This is a genomic window from Erwinia persicina (assembly GCF_014838825.1).
GTDB classification, from domain to species: domain Bacteria; phylum Pseudomonadota; class Gammaproteobacteria; order Enterobacterales; family Enterobacteriaceae; genus Erwinia; species Erwinia persicina_A.
The window spans coordinates 1,230,718-1,251,296 of sequence record NZ_JACYMO010000001.1 but is presented as its reverse complement, the minus strand read 5'-3'; the positions used below and the strand labels follow the sequence as shown (position 1 = coordinate 1,251,296).

The window sequence follows — 20,579 nt, the reverse complement described above, 5'->3', positions numbered from 1 at the left end:
AACACTGAGTGCCTGTCAGACAGGCCAGCATGGTGAACAACTTATGACAGATTTAACCACGCAAGATCTCGCCCAGCCGTTATGGCAAACCCGAGATCACCAGGATGACCCGGTGATCGGCGAGCTGCGTAATCGTTTTGGGCCTGATGCCTTTACAGTACAAGCGACCCGTACCGGCGTGCCGGTAGTCTGGGTGAAACGTGAGCAGTTGCTTGAGATCATTGAGTTCCTGCGCAAGCTGCCTAAACCCTATGTGATGCTGTATGACCTGCATGGCATGGATGAGCGCCTGCGTACCCACCGTGCCGGTTTACCGGCGGCGGATTTTTCCGTTTTCTATCACTTCATCTCCATTGAACGCAACCGCGACATCATGCTCAAGGTGGCGTTGTCTGAAAACGATTTGAATGTGCCCACCATCACCAAAATTTTCCCGAATGCCAACTGGTATGAGCGTGAAACCTGGGAGATGTTTGGTATCAATGTTGAAGGTCACCCGCACCTGACGCGCATCATGATGCCGCAGAGCTGGGAAGGGCATCCGCTGCGCAAAGATTATCCGGCGCGTGCGACCGAGTTCGATCCGTTCGAACTGACCAAGCAGAAAGAAGATTTGGAGATGGAATCTCTGACCTTCAAGCCTGAAGACTGGGGCATGAAGCGTTCGACCAATAATGAGGACTTCATGTTCCTCAACCTGGGCCCGAACCACCCCTCCGCGCACGGGGCCTTCCGTATTATCCTGCAGCTGGACGGTGAAGAGATCGTCGACTGCGTGCCGGATATCGGTTATCACCATCGCGGTGCCGAAAAAATGGGCGAACGTCAGTCCTGGCACAGCTACATTCCGTATACCGACCGTATTGAATATCTCGGCGGCTGCGTGAATGAAATGCCTTACGTACTGGCGGTAGAAAAGCTGGCCGGTATCAAAGTCCCTGAGCGCGTAGAAGTCATTCGCGTGATGCTATCAGAGCTGTTCCGTATAAACAGCCACCTGTTGTACATCTCTACGTTTATCCAGGACGTCGGTGCAATGTCTCCGGTGTTCTTTGCTTTTACCGACCGCCAGAAAATTTATGACGTGGTAGAAGCCATTACTGGCTTCCGTATGCACCCGGCCTGGTTCCGCATCGGCGGCGTGGCGCATGACCTGCCAAAAGGCTGGGAGCGCCTGCTGCGTGAGTTCCTGGACTGGATGCCTAAGCGTCTGAAAGCCTATGAACAGACCGCGCTGAAAAACTCCGTGCTGATTGCCCGTTCCAAAGGTGTTTCTGCCTATAACATGGAAGAAGCACTGGCGTGGGGGACCACGGGGGCTGGCCTGCGTGGCACCGGTCTGGACTTTGACGTGCGTAAATGGCGTCCGTATTCCGGTTATGAAAACTTCGATTTCGAAGTGCCAATCGGCGATGGCGTGAGCTGTGCTTACACCCGTGTCATGCTGAAGATGGAAGAGATGCGCCAGAGTATGCGCATCCTGGAACAGTGCCTGAAGAACATGCCGGCAGGCCCGTTCAAAGCTGACCATCCGCTGACCACGCCGCCGCCGAAAGAGCGCACGCTGCAGCATATCGAAACCTTGATCACTCACTTCCTGCAGGTGTCGTGGGGCCCGGTAATGCCGGCCAACGAATCCTTCCAGATGATTGAAGCGACCAAAGGGATCAACAGTTACTACCTGACCAGCGATGGCAGCACGATGAGCTACCGCACCCGCGTGCGCACGCCGAGTTTCCCGCACCTGCAGCAGATCCCATCGGTGATCAACGGCAGCCTGGTATCCGATCTGATCGTATACCTCGGTAGTATCGATTTTGTTATGTCAGACGTGGACCGCTAATTATGCACGATCAGAGAATTGCGATCGAAACGATCGACGAAACCGGAGCTTTTGTGCTGAGTGCGGCAGAGCGCGATGCCATCGAGCATGAAAAGCACCACTACGAAGATGCCCGTGCGGCATCTATTGAAGCGCTGAAAATCGTTCAGAAACACCGGGGCTGGGTGCCAGACGGTGCCATCCATGCCATCGCTGAGGTGCTGGGCATCCCGGCCAGCGATGTCGAAGGGGTGGCCACGTTTTACAGCCAGATCTTCCGTACGCCGGTGGGTCGCCATGTGATCCGCTACTGCGACAGCGTGGTATGCCACATCACCGGCTTCCAGGGCATTCAGTCGGCGCTGGAAAGCAACCTGAATATTAAACCGGGTCAGACCACGGCTGACGGTCGCTTTACGCTGCTGCCAACCTGCTGCCTCGGTAACTGCGACAAAGGGCCGGTGATGATGGTGGATGAAGATACCCACGTTCATCTCACGCCGGAAGGTATCGCCAACTTACTGGAGCAGTATCAATGAGACAGATCGTGCGTACTGCTGAAATGCATCCGCTGACCTGGCGGATGCGTGAAGACAAGCAGCCGGTATTCCTCGAAGAGTACCGCAGTAAGAATGGCTATGCCGGTGCTGAAAAGGCGCTGAAATCCCTGTCGCCGGAAGACATTGTTAGCCAGGTGAAAGACTCCGGTCTGAAAGGGCGTGGCGGCGCGGGCTTTTCTACCGGTCTGAAGTGGAGCCTGATGCCAAAAGACGAATCCATGAACATCCGTTATCTGTTATGTAACGCCGATGAAATGGAACCGGGCACCTATAAAGACCGCCTGCTGATGGAGCAGATGCCCCATCAGCTGGTGGAAGGCATGTTGATTGCCGCCTTCGCGCTGAAAACCTATCGCGGCTATATCTTCCTGCGCGGTGAGTACATTGAAGCTGCCGTTAACCTGCGCCGTGCCATTGCTGAAGCGACCGAAGCGGGGCTGCTTGGCAAGAACATTCTCGGTACGGGGTTCGATTTTGAACTTATCGTGCATACCGGCGCCGGTCGTTATATTTGCGGTGAAGAAACAGCCCTGATTAACTCGCTGGAAGGACGCCGTGCTAACCCTCGCTCCAAGCCACCGTTCCCGGCAACTGCGGGTGCCTGGGGCAAGCCAACCTGCGTGAACAACGTCGAGACGCTTTCCAACGTTCCGGCGATCATCGCTAACGGCGTTGACTGGTACAAAGGCATCTCCACCAGCGAAGATACCGGCACCAAAATGATGGGCTTTTCCGGCCGCGTGAAGAATCCGGGCGTCTGGGAGCTGCCATTTGGTACTACCGCACGTGAAATCCTTGAAGAGTATGCCGGTGGCATGCGCGATGGGCTGAAGTTTAAAGCCTGGCAGCCGGGCGGGGCAGGGACAGACTTCCTGACCGAGGCACACCTCGACCTGCCGATGGAGTTTGCCAGCATTGGTAAAGCCGGCAGCCGTCTGGGTACCGCGCTGGCGATGGCCGTTGACCACGAGATCAATATGGTGTCACTGGTGCGTAACCTGGAAGAGTTCTTCGCCCGTGAGTCCTGCGGCTGGTGTACGCCCTGCCGTGACGGCCTGCCATGGAGCGTAAAAATTCTGCGCGCGCTGGAAAATAAGCAGGGCCAGCCGGGGGATATCGAAACCCTGCTGCAGCTCTGCCGCCAGCTTGGCCCGGGTAAGACCTTCTGTGCGCATGCGCCTGGTGCAGTAGAGCCACTGCAAAGTGCCATTAAATACTTCCGTGAAGAGTTTGAAGCGGGTATGGCACCTCAGGTATTCAGCAACGCACACGCGATTAGCGGCATCCAGCCAAACCTGTTAAAGGCGCGCTGGTAAGCAAAGTTTAACGCCCGTGTTCGCACGGGCCTTACGGAAGCATGTTCACTATGGCTACAATTCATGTAGACGGTAAAGAATATGATGTTGATGGCGCAGACAACCTGTTACAGGCTTGTCTCTCCCTCGGCTTAGATATTCCTTATTTCTGCTGGCACCCGGCGCTCGGTAGCGTCGGTGCCTGCCGCCAGTGCGCGGTGAAGCAATTTCAGAATGCCGAAGACACCCGTGGTCGCCTGGTTATGTCCTGCATGACACCGGCGTCTGACGGTACCTTCATCTCTATTGATGACGGTGAAGCAAAAGAGTTCCGCGAAAGTGTGGTGGAGTGGTTAATGACCAACCACCCGCACGATTGCCCGGTCTGTGAAGAGGGGGGTAACTGTCACCTGCAGGATATGACAGTGATGACCGGCCACAGCTTCCGCCGGTATCGCTTCACCAAACGTACGCACCGCAATCAGGATCTCGGCCCGTTCATTTCCCATGAAATGAACCGCTGTATTGCCTGCTATCGCTGTGTGCGTTATTACAAAGATTATGCAGACGGGACCGACCTCGGTGTTTACGGAGCCCATGACAACGTCTACTTCGGTCGTCCTGAAGATGGCGTGCTGGAAAGTGAGTTCTCCGGTAATCTGGTCGAAATATGTCCAACCGGCGTATTTACCGATAAAACACACTCCGAGCGTTATAACCGCAAGTGGGATATGCAGTTTGCACCCAGCATCTGCCAGCAGTGCAGCATCGGCTGTAATACCAGCCCGGGTGAGCGCTATGGTGAACTGCGCCGTATTGAAAACCGCTATAACGGCACGGTAAACCACTACTTCCTGTGCGATCGCGGCCGCTTCGGCTATGGCTACGTGAACCTGAAAGATCGTCCGCGTCAGCCTATGCAGCGTCGCGGCGATGACTGGATCTCACTGAATGCCGATCAGGCTATGCAGGGCGCGGCGGATGTGCTGCGCCAGGCGAAGAAAGTGATCGGCATCGGTTCCCCACGCGCCAGCGTAGAGAGCAACTTTGCCCTGCGTGAGCTGGTGGGGGCTGACAACTTCTCTACCGGTATCCCGGCAGGGGAGCAGGGGCGTCTGGATCTGATGCTGAAAGTGCTGCGCGACGGTGGCATCCATACGCCAGCGCTGCGTGAGATTGAAAGCTACGATGCCGTGCTGGTGCTGGGCGAAGATCTGACCCAGACCGGCGCGCGCGTGGCGCTGTCCGTGCGTCAGGCGGTCAAAGGAAAATCCCGTGAAATGGCGGCTGCGCAAAAAGTGGCTGACTGGCAGATTGCGGCGATCCTCAACATCGGGCAGAACGCTAAACATCCGCTGTTCGTGACTAACGTCGACCAGACGCGTCTGGATGACATCGCCGCCTGGAGCTATCGTGCCCCGGTGGAAGATCAGGCGCGCCTTGGTTTCGCTATCGCCCACGAACTGGATGCCAGCGCACCAGCCGTTGCTGACCTTGATAAATCACTGGCCGGCAAAATTGACGTTATTGTGCAGGCCTTAGCCGGGGCGAAAAAACCACTGATCATCTCCGGGACTAACTCCGGTAGCGAAGCGATGATTCAGGCGGCCGCCAACGTGGCGAAAGCGCTGAAAGGGCGCGGTGCTGATGTAGGCATCACCCTGCTGGCTACGGCGGCGAACAGCGTTGGACTTGGCATGATCGGCGGTAAATCCCTTGATACCGTCTTGTCCGAGCTGGAAAGCGGTGCGGCTGATGCGGTGATCATCCTCGAAAACGACCTGTATCGTCACCTGCCTAAAGCGAAAGTGGATGCAGCGCTGGCCAACACGCCAAGCGTCATCGTACTGGATCATCAGCGTACGGCGACCACCGAGAAAGCCGGTCTGATCCTCTCCAGTGCAAGCTTTGCAGAAAGCGACGGTACGGTGGTGAATCAGGAAGGCCGCGCACAGCGCTTCTTCCAGGTGTATGACCCGGCTTATTACGATGAAAAAGTGCAGATGCTGGAAAGCTGGCGCTGGCTGCATTCGCTGCAGAGCACCATCAACAGCCGCGAAGTCGACTGGAGCCAGCTCGATCATGTGATCGATGCCTGCATCGTTGCGCTGCCACAGCTGGCCGGAATTAAAGAGGCGGCTCCGGATGCCAGCTTCCGTATTCGGGGTCAGAAACTGGCGCGTTCACCACACCGTTCCAGCGGACGTACCGCGATGCGCGCCAATATCAGCGTGCATGAGCCGCGCCAGCCGCAGGACAAAGACAGTATGTTTGCCTTCTCTATGGAAGGGAACAACCAGCCGGGTGCTGCCCGTTCGCAGATCCCATTTGCGTGGGCGCCTGGCTGGAACTCACCGCAGGCATGGAATAAATTCCAGGTCGAAGTGGGGGGTAAATTGCGTAATGGCGATCCGGGGGTGCGACTGATCGAAGCGGGTGTGCCTCAGCTGGGCTGGTTCGAAAATGTGCCTGCTGCTTTCGCTGGCAGCCATGATGCCTGGCGCGTAGCGCCATACTTCCACCTGTTCGGCAGCGATGAAATGACCCAGCGCGCACCGGTTATCCAGCAGCGTATGCCTGAGGCTTATGTGATGGTGAACCCGGAAGATGCCGCGAAGCTTGGCGTTAATGCCGGTACGGCGGTTGAATTTACCTGCCAGGGCGAGACACTGCGCCTGCCGGTCCGCTTCTCCAGCACGTTGCAGGCGGGGCAGGTCGGTCTGCCGCTCGGTTTACCGGGTATTCCACCGTTCCTGGCGGGTAGCGACATCGACAATCTGCGGGAGGCAGTACAATGAGCTGGCTGACACCGGAAGTTATCGACGTGCTGATTGCCGTCGTCAAAGCACTGATCATCCTGTTTGTGGTGGTGGGCTGCGGCGCCTTTATGAGCTTTGGTGAGCGTCGCCTGCTCGGTCTGTTCCAGAACCGCTACGGGCCTAACCGCGTCGGCTGGGGTGGATCACTGCAGCTGGTGGCGGATATGATCAAAATGTTCTTTAAAGAGGACTGGATCCCGCCGTTTACCGATCGTGTGATCTTTACCCTTGCGCCAATGATTGCCTTTACCTCGCTGCTGCTGGCGATGGCGATTGTGCCTGTGACGCCAACATGGATGGGCGCAGACCTGAACATTGGTCTGCTGTTCTTCCTGATGATGGCAGGCCTGGCGGTCTATGCCGTGCTGTTTGCAGGCTGGTCGAGTAATAACAAATACTCACTGCTGGGGGCGATGCGTGCATCGGCTCAGACTCTGAGTTACGAAGTGTTCCTCGGGCTGTCGCTGATGGGCGTAGTGGCACAGGCTGGCTCATTCAACATGGTCGACATTGTGAACAGCCAGCAGCATCTGTGGAACGTCATCCCGCAGTTCCTCGGCTTCCTCACTTTCTGCATCGCCGGTGTGGCAGTGTGTCACCGCCATCCATTTGACCAGCCAGAAGCGGAGCAGGAACTTGCTGACGGTTACCACATTGAATATGCCGGGATGAAGTTCGGCCTGTTCTTCGTCGGTGAATACGTCGGTATCGTTACCGTTTCATCACTGATCGTTACGCTGTTCTTCGGCGGCTGGAACGGTCCGTGGCTGCCACCGATTTTCTGGTTCGCGATTAAAACGGCATTCTTCATGATGATGTTTATTCTGATTCGTGCTGCGTTACCGCGTCCGCGCTATGACCAGGTGATGTCGTTCGGCTGGAAAGTCTGTCTGCCGTTGACGCTGTTGAATCTGCTGGCAACTGCCGCAGTCATTCTGTACACGGCGCAGTAAGGGGTTAAGAAGATGACATTAAAAGACCTTGTTGTTGGTTTCGGGACAACCGTACGCAGTATCTGGCTGATAGGGATGAACGCCTTCGCCAAACGCGAAACCATGATGTATCCGGAAGAACCGGTTTATCTGCCACCCCGTTATCGTGGTCGTATTGTACTGACGCGTGACCCCGACGGTCAGGAGCGCTGCGTTGCCTGCAACCTGTGCGCCGTGGCCTGTCCGGTTGGCTGTATCTCGCTGCAAAAAGCAGAGATGGCCGACGGGCGCTGGTACCCGGAGTTTTTCCGTATTAACTTCTCGCGCTGCATCTTCTGTGGCCTGTGTGAAGAGGCCTGCCCGACCACTGCGATTCAGCTTACCCCAGATTTCGAACTGGGTGAGTTTAAGCGTCAGGATCTGGTGTATGAAAAAGAGCACCTGCTGATTTCCGGCCCGGGTAAATACCCGGAATATAATTTTTACCGGATGGCGGGTATGGCGATCGATGGCAAAGACAAAGGCGACGCAGAAAACGAAGCCAAACCCATCGACGTCAAGGGCTTGTTACCTTAAGGAGCCAGGCATGGAATTTGCATTTTACGTTTGTGGTCTGGTATCTGTGCTGGCGACGTTACGCGTCATCACGCATACCAACCCGGTACATGCGCTGCTGTACCTGATTATTTCTTTGCTGGCGGTTGCCGGGGTGTTCTTCTCGCTCGGTGCCTACTTTGCCGGTGCGCTGGAAATCATCGTTTATGCCGGTGCCATTATGGTGCTGTTTGTTTTCGTGGTGATGATGCTGAACCTTGGCGGCCAGGAAGTTGAGCAGGAGCGTCAGTGGCTGAAGCCGTCTATGTGGATGGGCCCGGCCGTACTTTCGCTGGTGTTACTGGTGGTGCTGGTTTACGCCATCAGCGGCATCAACGACCAGGGCATTGACGGTAAGATGATCGATGCGAAAGCCGTCGGTATCAGCCTGTTTGGTCCTTACGTTCTCGCCGTTGAGCTGGCGTCGATGCTGCTTCTGGCAGGCCTGGTGGTGGCGTTCCACATCGGCCGCGAACAGCGTCCCGGTGAGGTTCTGAGCAACCGCCCGTCTGATGCGGCGAAAAGTAACAAGGAGGAGCGGGTATGATCCCTCTGCAGCATGGACTTATTCTGGCGGCCATTCTGTTTGTCCTCGGACTGACGGGCGTGGTAATCCGCCGTAATCTGCTGTTTATGTTGATTGGTCTCGAAATCATGATTAACGCTGCTGCACTGGCGTTTGTGGTGGCGGGGAGCTACTGGGGACAGGCCGACGGTCAGGTAATGTATATCCTGGCAATCAGCCTGGCCGCGGCTGAGGCCAGCATTGGCCTGGCGCTGCTGTTGCAGCTCCATCGCCGCAGCCAGACACTCAACATTGATAAAGTGAGCGAGATGCGCGGATGAACCTTCTCTATTTAACAATCCTGTTTCCGCTGATTGGCTTCCTGTTACTGGCCTTCTCCCGTGGCCGCTGGTCAGAGAACCTGTCAGCGACCGTGGGTATGGGGTCTGTCGGTCTTGCGGCGCTGGTCGCGGCCTATGCGGGCGTCGACTTCTTCAATAACGGCCAGCAGGTATTCAACCAGTCATTGTGGACCTGGATGCAGGTCGGAAACTTCAAGATTGACGTTAACCTGACGCTGGACGGCCTGTCGCTGACCATGCTGTCGGTCGTGACCGGCGTTGGCTTCCTGATCCACATGTTTGCCTCCTGGTACATGCGTGGGGAAGAGGGCTACTCGCGGTTCTTCGCCTATACCAACCTGTTTATCGCCAGCATGGTCGTTCTGGTGCTGGCCGATAACCTGATGCTGATGTATCTCGGCTGGGAAGGCGTTGGCCTCTGCTCTTATCTGCTGATTGGCTTCTACTACACCAACCCGAAAAACGGCGCGGCGGCGATGAAAGCTTTTATCATTACCCGCGTGGGGGATGTGTTCCTGGCGTTCGCGTTGTTCATTCTTTACAACGAGCTGGGCACGCTGAACTTCCGCGAAATGATGGAGCTGGCACCGGCGCACTTTGCGGCGGACAACCATATGCTGCAGTGGGCAACCCTGATGCTGTTAGGTGGTGCGGTCGGTAAATCGGCACAGCTGCCGCTCCAGACCTGGCTGGCTGATGCGATGGCCGGTCCGACGCCTGTTTCCGCGTTGATCCATGCCGCGACGATGGTGACCGCCGGGGTTTACCTGATTGCCCGTACTCACGGCCTGTTCCTGATGACGCCTGAAGTGCTGCATCTGGTCGGGATTATTGGTGCGATTACCCTGGTGCTGGCCGGTTTTGCCGCGCTGGTGCAGACCGATATCAAACGCGTGCTGGCTTACTCTACGATGAGTCAGATTGGTTACATGTTCCTGGCGCTGGGGGTTCAGGCCTGGGATGCAGCGATTTTCCATCTGATGACCCATGCGTTCTTTAAAGCGCTGCTGTTCCTCTCTTCCGGTTCGGTGATCCTTGCCTGCCATCACGAGCAGAACATCTTCAAGATGGGCGGTCTGCGTAAAAGTATTCCGCTGGTGTACGTCTGCTTCCTGGTTGGCGGGGCCGCACTGTCTGCGCTGCCGCTGATCACCGCAGGCTTCTTCAGTAAGGATGAGATTCTGGCGGGTGCGCTGGCTAACGGTCATCTTAATCTGATGATTGCGGGTCTGGCCGGGGCGTTCATGACCTCGCTCTACACCTTCCGTATGATCTTTATTGCTTTCCACGGGGAAGAAAAAATTCACGCTCATGCGGGCAAAGGTATCACTCACCATCTGCCGCTGATTGTGCTGTTAATTCTCTCTACCTTTATTGGCGCGATGATTGTTCCACCGCTGAGAGGCGTTCTGCCAGAAACCAGCGAGCTGGCACACAGCAGCGTCCTGACCCTGGAGATTGCTTCCGGCGTCGTGGCTATTGTGGGCATCCTGCTGGCGGCCGCATTGTGGCTGGGTAAACGCACGCTGGTGACCGCGATAGCGAACAGTGCCGTGGGGCGTTTCTTTACCACCTGGTGGTTTGCCGCCTGGGGCTTCGACTGGCTGTATGACAAAGTCTTTGTTAAGCCTTATCTCGGTGTGGCCTGGCTGCTGTCGCGCGATCCGCTGAACGCCCTGATGAATATTCCGGCTTTACTGGCGCGTGGCGCGAATAAAGGTCTGGTCGTCAGTGAAAACGGCTACCTGCGCTGGTATCTCGCTTCCATGAGCATCGGTGCCGTTGTGGTGCTGGCGCTGCTGCTGGTGATCTAAAGGTTAGTGAGTGGGGTGGGGCAGAGCCACACCCTATAAAGAATAAAAATCGCAATAAAGGGAAAACCGCCATGTTATTACCTTGGCTAATATTCATCCCGTTTGTCGGTGGATTACTGTGCTGGCAGCTGGAGCGCTTCGGGCCTAAGCTACCACGCTGGATTGCATTGATCGCAATGGGGCTGACCTTTGTACTCTCGCTGCAACTGTGGCTGCAGGGAGATTACTCACTGACTCAGGCTGCAGGTATTCCGCAGTGGCAATCTGAGTTCTCCGTGCCGTGGATCCCACGTTTCGGCATTGAGTTCCATCTTGCGCTGGATGGGCTTTCACTGTTGATGGTTGTGCTGACCGGCCTGCTGGGCCTGATGGCTATCCTCTGTTCGTGGAACGAAATCGAGAAGTGGCAGGGCTTCTTCCACCTTAACCTGCTGTGGATCCTCGGTGGCGTCATCGGCGTGTTCCTGGCAATGGACATGTTCCTGTTCTTCTTCTTCTGGGAGATGATGCTGGTGCCGATGTACTTCCTGATCGCGCTCTGGGGCCATAAAGCCTCCGACGGGAAGACGCGTATTTCTGCGGCGACCAAATTCTTCATCTATACCCAGGCGAGTGGTCTGGTGATGCTGATTGCCATTCTGGCGCTGGTGTTTGTGCATTACAACGCGACGGGAATATGGACGTTTAGCTACGAAGAGCTGCTGAAAACACCGATGACGCACGGCGTGGAATATCTGCTGATGCTGGGCTTCTTTATCGCTTTCGCGGTAAAAATGCCGGTGGTTCCCCTGCACGGCTGGCTGCCAGATGCCCACAGTCAGGCACCGACGGCAGGTTCCGTTGACCTGGCCGGTATCCTGCTGAAAACGGCAGCTTATGGTCTGCTGCGTTTTGCTCTGCCGCTGTTCCCGAATGCGTCTGCCGAATTTGCACCGATTGCCATGTGGCTGGGGATTATCGGTATCTTCTACGGGGCCTGGATGGCGTTCTCGCAGTACGATATTAAGCGTCTGATTGCTTACACCTCGATTTCCCATATGGGCTTCGTGCTGATTGCTATCTACACCGGCAGCCAGCTGGCGTTCCAGGGGGCAGTGATTCAGATGATTGCTCACGGCCTGTCGGCATCTGCACTGTTTATTCTCTGCGGTCAGCTGTATGAGCGCCTTCACACCCGCGACATGCGTCAGATGGGTGGCCTGTGGTCGCGTATCAAATGGCTGCCGGGTTTGTCGCTGTTCTTTGCCGTGGCTAACCTGGGGATGCCAGGTACCGGTAACTTTGTCGGTGAATTCATGATCCTGACGGGCAGCTTCCAGACGGTACCGGTGATCATTGTTATCGCTACCTTTGGTCTGGTGTTTGCCTCGGTGTACTCGCTGATTATGATGCAACGCGCTTACTACGGTGCGCCTAAGTCAGAAACACCGCTGCGCGGCATGTCTGCGCGTGAGTTCCTGATGATTATGGTGCTGGTGGTACTGCTGGTGTTGCTGGGTGTTTATCCGCAGCCGATTCTGGATACCTCGCACGCTGCGATGAGCAACATTCAGCAGTGGTTTACTGCTTCAATTTCAACTACAAGGCCGTAATTCGCCATGACAATAACTCCTCAACAATTGATCGCGCTTCTGCCGCTGCTGATCGTCGGATTGACGGTGGTAGTTGTGATGCTGTCCATTGCGTGGCGACGCAACCACTTCGTTAATGCGACGCTGGCCGTGGTCGGTCTGAACCTGGCGCTGTTTTCTCTGTACTTTGTCGGCCAGGCAGGGCCAATGGACGTTACCCCGCTGATGCGGGTGGACGGCTATTCAATGCTGTATACCGGGCTGGTGATCCTGGCCAGCCTGGCCACCTGCACCTTCGCCTACCCGTGGCTGGCAACCTATCCGGATAATCGCGAAGAGTTCTATCTGCTGGTGCTGATTGCTGCCCTGGGCGGTGTGGTCCTGGCCAGTGCGAACCATCTTGCCTCGCTGTTTATCGGTATCGAGCTGATTTCGCTGCCACTGTTTGGTCTGGTGGGTTACGCCTTCCAGCAAAAACGATCGCTGGAAGCGGCCATCAAATACACTATTCTGTCGGCAGCAGCCTCTTCATTCCTGCTGTTCGGTATGGCGCTGGTGTATGCTGATTCCGGTAGCCTGAGCTTTGCCTCACTGGGTAAAAGCCTGAACGACGGCGTTATCAATGAACCGCTGCTGCTGGCCGGTCTGGGCATGATGATCGTCGGCTTTGGCTTTAAACTGTCGCTGGTACCATTCCACCTGTGGACGCCGGATGTTTACCAGGGCGCTCCGGCTCCGGTATCGACCTTCCTGGCGACTGCCAGCAAGATCGCCATCTTTGGCGTGTTGATGCGTCTGTTTATGTATGCGCCGATGGCCGACAACGAGGGTGTACGCATCGTTCTCAGTCTGATTGCGGTCGCTTCGATGCTGTTCGGTAACCTGATGGCTATCTCGCAGAGCAACATTAAGCGCCTGCTGGGTTACTCCTCGATCGCTCACCTGGGTTACCTGCTGGTGGCACTGATCGCCGTGCAGACTCATCAGCTGTCGATGGAAACCGTGGGCGTTTACCTGGCCGGTTATCTGTTCAGCAGCTTGGGTGCTTTCGGTGTGGTCAGCCTGATGTCCAGCCCGTACCGTGGCCCGGATGCGGATTCCATGTACTCTTACCGTGGTCTGTTCTGGCACCGTCCGATCCTCGCGTCAGTCATGACCGTGATGATGCTGTCGCTGGCGGGTATCCCGATGACGCTGGGCTTTATCGGTAAGTTCTATGTGATTGCTGTGGGCGTCAGTGCGCAGCTGTGGTGGCTGACCGGTGCGGTGGTACTGGGCAGTGCCATTGGTCTGTACTACTACCTGCGTATGACCGTCAGCCTGTATCTGTCTCCGCCTGAGTTATCTCAGCGTGACGCGCCGGCCAACTGGGCATTTACCGCCGGTGGGGTGGTGGTGCTGATCTCTGCGATTCTGGTGTTGATACTGGGTATCTTCCCGCAGCCGCTGATTTCGCTGGTGAAACTGGCGCAGCCACTGATGTAATTTCATGCAATACAGATAATAATAATCGGGCCCACAGTGGCCCGATTTTTTTTTGCTTCATCGGAGGAGCTAAGTTAATGGATATCATCTGGCAAGACCTGCACCACAGCGAACTTGATGCCGCCCAGCTCTACCGGCTGCTGGCATTACGTAACGCGGTATTTATCGTTGAGCAGCAGTGCCCTTATCTCGATATAGATGGTGCGGATTTGCTCGGGAACAACCGCCATCTGCTGGGGATGCTGGAGAATAAACTGGTGGCGTATCTTCGCATTCTGGGCCCGGTCAGCGCCGGTAAGCCGGTGAAGATTGGTCGGGTGATTGTGTCCGGTGATGCGCGTGGGCTGAATCTGGGCAGCCGGCTGATGGTGCAGGCGCTAAACAGCTGCGAACAGCACTGGCCCGGGCAGCCGATTTTTCTTTCAGCACAGGCGCATTTGCAGGAGTTTTATGGTCGTCAGGGATTTGTGGCGGTCAGTGAAGCGTATCTCGAGGACGGTATTCCACATATTGATATGCAGCGTACGCAGGGCATGTAATTCTGCGTACGCCACAGGAAGGAGGGCGATTTTTCGGTCGCCCCACATCATTTGCTTTACGCGCTCTTAACCAGCAGTCATGACCCGGTCATCAACATACTTACGCTTTTCTGGCGGCGGTGGGACATACTGATACAGCCAGGTTTCGCTTAATGTCTCATCTTTGGTACGCAGGAACAGGCGCATATTCACCGGATCGGTGGCATCGCTGTCAGGGTACCAGTCGAAGAGAATACGATAACCGTTGATCGGTTCAACGTAGAGGATTTCAACCTGTTTCAGCGTGCCGGAGGAGATATTAATCACCGGTTCAATACCTTTCGGCGCAGCGGCTTTCAGATCGCCACCCACAAAATCGACGGCAAAACGACGAGCCCAGACGTTCGGATAGTGTTCACCCGGAGCCCAGCCTTCCGGGAAGCCGCCCATACCGGTGCGGGTGGCATTTACGCGTGCCAGCCCGCTGCGTACCGGCGGCAGGCCGCTCCAGTAAAGCTTGTAGGAGAAGCTGTGCTCGCTCCCGGCTTTAATGGCGTCGGCTGGCTGCCAGAAGCAGACGATATTATCCAGTGTCTCCCCGGTGGTCGGGATCTCCATCAGGTTAATCGCCCCTTTGCCCCATTTGCCCACCGGCTCCACCCACAGGCTTGGACGCTTGTTGTACCAGCCAATCACATCCTGGTAGCTGTCAAAGTCATGGTTCAGCTGCAACATGCCGAAACCGCGCGGATTTTCATCCTGATAGGCATTGAACGTCAGACGCTGCGGGTTGTTGAGCGGGCGACAGATCCATTCACCTGAACCGGTCCACATCGCCAGGCGATCGGAGTCGTGGATCTGCGGGTGGATGGTGTCACACATGCGGCGTTCGTTATTGCCGCAGCTGAACATGGTGGTCATCGGGGAGATACCCAGCTGCTGGATATCCTTGCGCGCATAAATGTGGTTTTCCACTTCCATCACCACGCGTTTGTCTTCGCAGTGAATAGTGAATTTAAACGCGCCGGTGCAGCTTGGCCCATCCAGCAGGGTATAGACCACAAAGGTGGTGTCATCGGCTTTTGGCGTTTCGAACCAGAAGGCGGTAAAGTCCGGGAACTCTTCCTTGCCGTTGCTGAAGGTGTCGATTGCCACCCCACGGGCGGACAGGCCGTACTGAAAGGTCTCATCCACTGCGCGGAAATAGCTGGCCCCGAGGAAGGAAACGATATCCCGTTTTGCCAGCTCCGGTTTTTTAAACGCGCGGAAACCGGCGAAGCCGAGGTCGGTTTTACCTTCCAGTTGCTTAGTGTCAACGTGTGCGTTGTTGTAATTGAACAGCTCAGGGCGGAAGTGGATTTCCCGCGCTTCCCGGCTGGCACCATCAACCGAGAACATGCGGATACGGCGTTTAAAGCCCATCCCTACATGGAAGAACTGAACATCAAGCTGGCGATTGTCGATGCCGTTCCACAGCGAGTGGTTAGCATCATACTGGATTTCGTTATAGGCCTGCGGAGTCAGCGTTGCCAGCGTTTCGGGCAACGGTGCCGGAGCGCCACCATAGGCCTGTTTTGCCATATCGGCGGCCATTTTTTTAAGCACATCAAAATCAAATCGCTTGGCGGAACCATCGGCAATCCCGTCTTCAGCCCAGGCAGCCTGGGAGAATAACGTGGATAAACCCGACATCCCACTGAGGGTTGCGAATGCCATTGACGCTTTCATAAACATTCTTCGATTCATGCCGGAAATAATTTCCTCAGGTGAACGGAGTTTGTAGTGACTGTCGTGCGTTTGCACGCATTCGCTCAGCCGGCTTGCGTCCGGCTACAGGGAGTTACGACAGCCTGCCAGGGTAATGATTCAGTTCACGCAAAATTTATCAGATAAATCTAAATACCGCAGTGGTTTCGCATGTGAATTAACGTAAATATCGGAATTTACAGCACTGTCCGCACACCACACGCAACAGGCCGTTCGCCATTCTCAGTTAATTCCTGGTAGTTTTCGTCAAACAAAGCGGTGGAAACTGTCTATAGTTATCTGACGACGTTAATTCGCCCAAGGAGAATGGAAATGACTACTACGACTGAACCACATGAAACTCGCCTCGATGACGATCTGGCGCTGCTCACTGAAACACTGGAAGAAGTGCTGAAGTCGTCGGGCGATCCGGCCGATCAGAAATATGTAGAGCTGAAAGCCAAAGCGGAAAAATCGCTGCATCAGGTGAAGTCCCGCATCAGCAACGCGTCGGATACCTACTACGTCCGCGCCCGTCAGGCGGTAACGCGTGCAGATGATTACGTACACGACAAACCCTGGCAGGGTATTGGCGTCGGTGCGACCGTGGGCCTGGTGATCGGCTTGCTGCTGGCACGTCGCTAACAGATACGCTTGCTAACAGACGCCTCCTGGCGTCTGTTTCATTGACCTCTCCGCTGTTCCCCTTGTCCGGATCAATATTTCCCGTTTTCTCTGCCGCTACGATAGACCTCCCTTTGTTTTATCGCTGAGGTCAGCATGCAACTTGCCCGGGCTATAGACCAGCTCATTCACCAGCTCCTGCAGGTCAGGGTCTCTGCACCCGGTCAGCAGCAGCTCTGCGTTCCATTGTCTCCTGATACTGATGCCCTGAACTGGCTGGATGCCCAGACCTGCTGGCCGCAATTTTACTGGCAGGCGCGCAGCGGCGAAGCATTGATGGCCGCCTGCGGGGCGCTGGAGCAGTTTGACTCCATCCTGTCTGCGACGCGGCGTCTTGCGTCACTCCCGGCGAACTGGCGGCTGCCGGGAGCAAACCGCTTTGACGGCAGCAGCTTTTTCTTCCTGCCCGCGCTGCTCTGGCAGCAGGATGCTACCGGCCAGCGGTTAATGCTCAATCTGGTCAGTGACCGTTCCCTGCAGCAGGAAGCCCGGCGGATGGCATGCTGGCTCAGGGCCCTGCGTCCGGCCAGGCCTGCGCCGCCGTTACCTTATGCTGTTACGGTACGTCAGCTGCCGGATAAACCCGGCTGGCTGCGGCGGGTCAACCTGGCCCTGGCGGCGATTACGGCAGGAGAGCTGGATAAAGTCGTGCTGGCGCGTGCCAGCGATGTCACCCTGTCCGGCCCGCTGTCAGCTGCTGCGCTGCTGGCCGCCAGCCGGCGTATCAACCCCCGCTGCTATCACTTTATGCTGGCGACCGGCGCAGGACAGGCGCTGGTCGGGTCGAGTCCTGAGCGGCTGTATGCGCGGCATGGGAAGCAGCTGGAGAGTGAAGCGCTGGCCGGAACCGCCGGGCTGGAACAGGCGGGGCTGCTGGAGGACAGAAAAAATCAGTGGGAAAACGGCCTGGTGGTCGACGATATTCGCCAGCGCCTGGCGGGTGCTGTCACCGGGCTGGAGGTGATGCCGACAGAGCTGCTTCCCCTCCGGCACCTGCAGCATTTGCGGCGACGTATTCGCGCCCGCCTGTTGCAGCCTGATGATGCCGACTGTGTGGAACGCCTGCAGCCGACGGCGGCGGTGGCAGGGCTGCCGCGCGCAGATGCCCTGGCTTTTATCCGCCAGCAGGAGCCTTTCAGACGCGACTGGTACAGTGGGTCAATCGGCTATCTGTCGCAGTCACAGAGCGAATTCTCCGTGGTACTACGCTGTGCCCGGGTCGCGGGTGAGCAGGTGCGTCTCTACGCCGGGGCCGGTATCGTCAGCGGCTCAGTGCCGGAGCAGGAATGGCAGGAGGTCGAGAGTAAAGCCGCGACCCTCGGCGCGTTGCTGAGGGTGGGAAAGCGGGGGTAAAGCTGGCCCAAATCAAAAAGACGACGAAAGCGCCTGATTATAATAGCGCGAGGATTTTTGATCGGGAGTGGCTATGCAGCAAGACCTGTCGCACGCAACGTTCAATCGCCGCTGGGCTACCGTACTGCTGGAAGCGCTGACGCGCCACGGTGTTCGTCACATCTGCATTGCCCCGGGCTCCCGATCGGCTCCGCTGGCGCTGGCAGCCGCGGCCCGTGAAAACGTGTTATGTCATACGCACTTTGACGAACGAGGCCTGGGTTTTCTGGCCCTGGGGCTGGCAAAAGCCACCGGACAGCCTGTCGCGATGATCGTCACTTCCGGGACGGCCGTGGCGAATCTTCATCCGGCGCTGGTGGAAGCGCATCTCACCGGTGAAAAGCTGGTGGCCATCAGTGCCGATCGCCCTCCTGAACTGATCCACTGCGGTGCAAATCAGGCGATTGACCAGATCGGCATCTTTGCACCTCACGTTAGCGCATCCCTCAATCTTCCCCGTCCGACGCCTTCCATTCCGGCACGCTGGCTGGTATCGGCGGTGGACACCCTGCTGGCACAGCAGCAACACGGCGGCGTGCATATTAACTGCCCGTTTGCAGAACCCCTGTATGGCCCCGACAGCGACGACTTCCATGCGTGGCAGGATGAACTCGGGAGCTGGTGGCAGAGCCGGGAGCCCTGGCTGCATTACCCTCAGCAACACCGTGTTCCCGTAGAAAATGACTGGCCACAGTGGCGGAATAAACGCGGGGTGGTGATTGCCGGACGCGTCAGCGCACAGGAGGGCAGTCTGCTGGCCGCGTGGGCCAGTGAGCTGGGCTGGCCACTGCTGGGTGACGTGGTGTCGCAGACCGGGCAGCCTCTGCCCTGTGCTGCCCTGTGGCTGGCGCATCCGGCGGCACGGCAGGCGCTGACGGCGGCAGAGATCGTGGTGCAGTTTGGCGGCAGCCTGACCGGCAAAAATCTGCTGGACTACCAGAACAGCTGCCGCCCGGATACTTACTGGCTGGTCGACCCGCTGCCGGGTCAGCGCCATCCTGGCAGCGTGCGCGGCCGGCGAATTCAGGCAGAGATGACCGACTGGCTGCAGCGCCATCCTGCCGCCGCGCATCGTCCCTGGTGCCCGGAACTGGCCCGGCTGGCCGGACGTACCCTGCAGTACCTGGCCCAGCATCTGCAGTCGTTTGGCGAGGCGCAACTGGCCCACCGCCTGAGCGGGCTGCTGCCAGAAAACGGGGCGCTGTTCATCGGCAATAGCCTTTCGGTACGCCTGGTCGATGCTTTTGCACAGCTTCCTGCGGGTTATCCGGTCTACTGTAATCGCGGTGCCAGCGGCATTGACGGGCTGCTGGCGACGGCCGCGGGCGTCCAGCGGGGCACGGCACAGCCGCTGCTGATCCTGCTGGGCGATCTGTCCGCGCTGTACGATCTCAACAGCCTGGCGCTGCTGCAACAGGCTTCTGCCCCGGTCGTGGTGATGGTCATTAATAACCAGGGCGGCCAGATCTTTTCCATGCTGCCCACGCCTTCCGCCGAACGGGAACGCTTTTTCACCCAGCCACCCAGGGTCGACTTCCGCCATGCAGCGGCGCTGTTTGGCTTGCAGTTTGCCCGCCCCACCCATTGGGAGGCGCTCCGGGAGTCGGTCGCGCAGGGCTTTCAGGGGGGCGTGACGCTGATCGAAGTTGTGACCCACGGGGACGAAGGTGCCCAAACCCTGGCGCGCTGTGCCAGTGAGGTAATCCACTTATGATGCTTCATGCACACTGGCAGGGGCACCACCACAGTACGCGTCCGGTGCTGGTCTGGCTGCACGGCTTTCTTGGCAGTGCGGCGGACTGGCAGCCGGTACAGCGTTATTTCAGCCACTGGCCGCTGCTGAGTGTTGACCTGCCCGGCCACGGCGGATCCCAGGCGCAGACCGTCACCGATTTCGACGATCTGTCACAGCGGCTTAACGCCACGCTGCACTTCCATCAGGTCGACCGCTACTGGCTGATAGGCTACTCGCTGGGCGGGCGACTGGCGTTGTATCACGCCTGTCGTCATGCCGGAAGCGGTCTGGCGGGGCTGCTGGTCGAGGCGGGGCATTTTGGCCTCAGTAACCCCGTCGAACGCCGCCACCGCCGCGATCACGATTTCAGCTGGGCAGCGCGGTTCCGCCAGCAGCCGCTCGGTCAGGTACTGGATTTGTGGTATCAGCAGCCGGTTTTTGCCGAACTGACAGCGGTCGAGCGACAGCGTCTGGTGGCCCGGCGGCTGAATAATCGTGGCGAAGACCTGGCGGCGATGCTTCAGGCTACCTCACTGTCGGCGCAGCCGGATCTGTTGCCCGAACTGCGGGAGAAAAATTTCCCATTCCGTTATCTGTGCGGTGAGTGGGATCAGAAATTTTTACAGCTGGCCCGGCAGGCGGCGCTGCCCCCGGCGGTCATTCCAGCGGCGGGGCATAACACACACCTGGCGAACCCCCTGGGGTTTGCCCATCAGCTTGCCCGCGTGCTTAATCATAATTAAGG

The 20,579-nt window shown here is 57.3% G+C and carries 16 protein-coding genes and 1 pseudogene; 16 read left to right on the top strand and 1 reads right to left on the bottom strand.

The window, feature by feature from the left end:
* The first annotated feature begins 29 nt into the window (after positions 1 to 29).
* The 12 genes and pseudogenes from nuoC to IFU29_RS05530 all read left to right on the top strand — a co-directional run bounded on the left by nuoC (position 30) and on the right by IFU29_RS05530 (position 14,298).
* Positions 30 to 1,843: pseudogene (nuoC, locus tag IFU29_RS05585) on the top strand (NADH-quinone oxidoreductase subunit C/D).
* Positions 1,844 to 1,845: 2 nt separating this feature from the next.
* Positions 1,846 to 2,361, top strand: coding sequence for an NADH-quinone oxidoreductase subunit NuoE (gene nuoE / locus IFU29_RS05580; RefSeq protein ID WP_062742953.1), 516 nt, complete (start codon positions 1,846 to 1,848; stop codon positions 2,359 to 2,361).
* Positions 2,358 to 3,698, top strand: coding sequence for an NADH-quinone oxidoreductase subunit NuoF (gene nuoF / locus IFU29_RS05575; protein WP_191933006.1), 1,341 nt, complete (start codon positions 2,358 to 2,360; stop codon positions 3,696 to 3,698). Before nuoE ends, nuoF begins: the two co-directional genes overlap by 4 nt.
* 50 nt (positions 3,699 to 3,748) lie before the next feature.
* Positions 3,749 to 6,475 (top strand): NADH-quinone oxidoreductase subunit NuoG, encoded by a 2,727-nt coding sequence (nuoG, locus tag IFU29_RS05570; protein WP_191933005.1) that lies wholly within the window; start codon positions 3,749 to 3,751, stop codon positions 6,473 to 6,475.
* Entirely contained in the window at positions 6,472 to 7,449 is a 978-nt protein-coding gene (nuoH, locus tag IFU29_RS05565) for an NADH-quinone oxidoreductase subunit NuoH (RefSeq protein ID WP_062742950.1), read from the top strand. Before nuoG ends, nuoH begins: the two co-directional genes overlap by 4 nt.
* A gap of 12 nt (positions 7,450 to 7,461) precedes the next feature.
* Complete coding sequence (gene nuoI, locus IFU29_RS05560; protein WP_048915455.1) at positions 7,462 to 8,004, top strand: NADH-quinone oxidoreductase subunit NuoI; 543 nt, start codon at positions 7,462 to 7,464, stop codon at positions 8,002 to 8,004.
* Between the two features lie 10 nt (positions 8,005 to 8,014).
* Positions 8,015 to 8,569, top strand: a complete 555-nt coding sequence (gene nuoJ / locus IFU29_RS05555; protein ID WP_062742949.1) for an NADH-quinone oxidoreductase subunit J — start codon at positions 8,015 to 8,017, stop codon at positions 8,567 to 8,569.
* Positions 8,566 to 8,868, top strand: coding sequence for an NADH-quinone oxidoreductase subunit NuoK (nuoK, locus tag IFU29_RS05550; RefSeq protein ID WP_048915457.1), 303 nt, complete (start codon positions 8,566 to 8,568; stop codon positions 8,866 to 8,868). Before nuoJ ends, nuoK begins: the two co-directional genes overlap by 4 nt.
* Positions 8,865 to 10,703 (top strand): NADH-quinone oxidoreductase subunit L, encoded by a 1,839-nt coding sequence (gene nuoL, locus IFU29_RS05545; protein WP_191933004.1) that lies wholly within the window; start codon positions 8,865 to 8,867, stop codon positions 10,701 to 10,703. The genes nuoK and nuoL overlap by 4 nt, the downstream gene beginning before the upstream one ends.
* A 71-nt stretch (positions 10,704 to 10,774) precedes the next feature.
* Complete coding sequence (nuoM, locus tag IFU29_RS05540) at positions 10,775 to 12,295, top strand: NADH-quinone oxidoreductase subunit M (RefSeq protein ID WP_191933003.1); 1,521 nt, start codon at positions 10,775 to 10,777, stop codon at positions 12,293 to 12,295.
* 6 nt (positions 12,296 to 12,301) lie between these two features.
* On the top strand, positions 12,302 to 13,759 hold the full coding sequence (gene nuoN / locus IFU29_RS05535) for an NADH-quinone oxidoreductase subunit NuoN (RefSeq protein ID WP_062742946.1): 1,458 nt from the start codon (positions 12,302 to 12,304) through the stop codon (positions 13,757 to 13,759).
* A gap of 77 nt (positions 13,760 to 13,836) precedes the next feature.
* Positions 13,837 to 14,298: a GNAT family N-acetyltransferase gene (locus tag IFU29_RS05530; RefSeq protein WP_191933002.1), complete on the top strand. Its 462-nt coding sequence runs from the start codon at positions 13,837 to 13,839 to the stop codon at positions 14,296 to 14,298.
* Positions 14,299 to 14,364: 66 nt separating this feature from the next.
* Here the strand turns inward: IFU29_RS05530 and IFU29_RS05525 are convergent, their stop codons facing one another.
* A complete protein-coding gene (locus IFU29_RS05525; RefSeq protein ID WP_191933001.1) occupies positions 14,365 to 16,023 on the bottom strand; it encodes a glucan biosynthesis protein D in 1,659 nt (552 codons plus the stop codon).
* 333 nt (positions 16,024 to 16,356) lie between these two features.
* On the opposite strand from IFU29_RS05525, the gene elaB reads away from it, so the two are divergent.
* The 4 genes from elaB to menH all read left to right on the top strand — a co-directional run bounded on the left by elaB (position 16,357) and on the right by menH (position 20,577).
* Complete coding sequence (elaB, locus tag IFU29_RS05520; protein WP_062742943.1) at positions 16,357 to 16,668, top strand: stress response protein ElaB; 312 nt, start codon at positions 16,357 to 16,359, stop codon at positions 16,666 to 16,668.
* A gap of 135 nt (positions 16,669 to 16,803) precedes the next feature.
* Positions 16,804 to 18,060, top strand: coding sequence for an isochorismate synthase (locus IFU29_RS05515; protein ID WP_191933000.1), 1,257 nt, complete (start codon positions 16,804 to 16,806; stop codon positions 18,058 to 18,060).
* A gap of 85 nt (positions 18,061 to 18,145) precedes the next feature.
* A complete protein-coding gene (gene menD / locus IFU29_RS05510) occupies positions 18,146 to 19,813 on the top strand; it encodes a 2-succinyl-5-enolpyruvyl-6-hydroxy-3-cyclohexene-1-carboxylic-acid synthase (RefSeq protein ID WP_191933137.1) in 1,668 nt (555 codons plus the stop codon).
* Positions 19,810 to 20,577, top strand: coding sequence for a 2-succinyl-6-hydroxy-2,4-cyclohexadiene-1-carboxylate synthase (gene menH, locus IFU29_RS05505; RefSeq protein ID WP_191932999.1), 768 nt, complete (start codon positions 19,810 to 19,812; stop codon positions 20,575 to 20,577). The genes menD and menH overlap by 4 nt, the downstream gene beginning before the upstream one ends.
* The last annotated feature ends 2 nt before the right edge of the window (positions 20,578 to 20,579 follow it).

Bases quoted from the DNA above. Each gene is read 5' to 3' on its own strand.
- nuoE (WP_062742953.1), top strand. From the start codon at position 1,846: ATGCACGATCAGAGAATTGCGATCGAAACGATCGACGAAACCGGAGCT.
- nuoF (WP_191933006.1), top strand. From the start codon at position 2,358: ATGAGACAGATCGTGCGTACTGCTGAAATGCATCCGCTGACCTGGCGG.
- nuoG (WP_191933005.1), top strand. From the start codon at position 3,749: ATGGCTACAATTCATGTAGACGGTAAAGAATATGATGTTGATGGCGCA.
- nuoH (WP_062742950.1), top strand. From the start codon at position 6,472: ATGAGCTGGCTGACACCGGAAGTTATCGACGTGCTGATTGCCGTCGTC.
- nuoI (WP_048915455.1), top strand. From the start codon at position 7,462: ATGACATTAAAAGACCTTGTTGTTGGTTTCGGGACAACCGTACGCAGT.
- nuoJ (WP_062742949.1), top strand. From the start codon at position 8,015: ATGGAATTTGCATTTTACGTTTGTGGTCTGGTATCTGTGCTGGCGACG.
- nuoK (WP_048915457.1), top strand. From the start codon at position 8,566: ATGATCCCTCTGCAGCATGGACTTATTCTGGCGGCCATTCTGTTTGTC.
- nuoL (WP_191933004.1), top strand. From the start codon at position 8,865: ATGAACCTTCTCTATTTAACAATCCTGTTTCCGCTGATTGGCTTCCTG.
- nuoM (WP_191933003.1), top strand. From the start codon at position 10,775: ATGTTATTACCTTGGCTAATATTCATCCCGTTTGTCGGTGGATTACTG.
- nuoN (WP_062742946.1), top strand. From the start codon at position 12,302: ATGACAATAACTCCTCAACAATTGATCGCGCTTCTGCCGCTGCTGATC.
- IFU29_RS05530 (WP_191933002.1), top strand. From the start codon at position 13,837: ATGGATATCATCTGGCAAGACCTGCACCACAGCGAACTTGATGCCGCC.
- IFU29_RS05525 (WP_191933001.1), bottom strand. From the start codon at position 16,023: ATGAATCGAAGAATGTTTATGAAAGCGTCAATGGCATTCGCAACCCTC.
- elaB (WP_062742943.1), top strand. From the start codon at position 16,357: ATGACTACTACGACTGAACCACATGAAACTCGCCTCGATGACGATCTG.
- IFU29_RS05515 (WP_191933000.1), top strand. From the start codon at position 16,804: ATGCAACTTGCCCGGGCTATAGACCAGCTCATTCACCAGCTCCTGCAG.
- menH (WP_191932999.1), top strand. From the start codon at position 19,810: ATGATGCTTCATGCACACTGGCAGGGGCACCACCACAGTACGCGTCCG.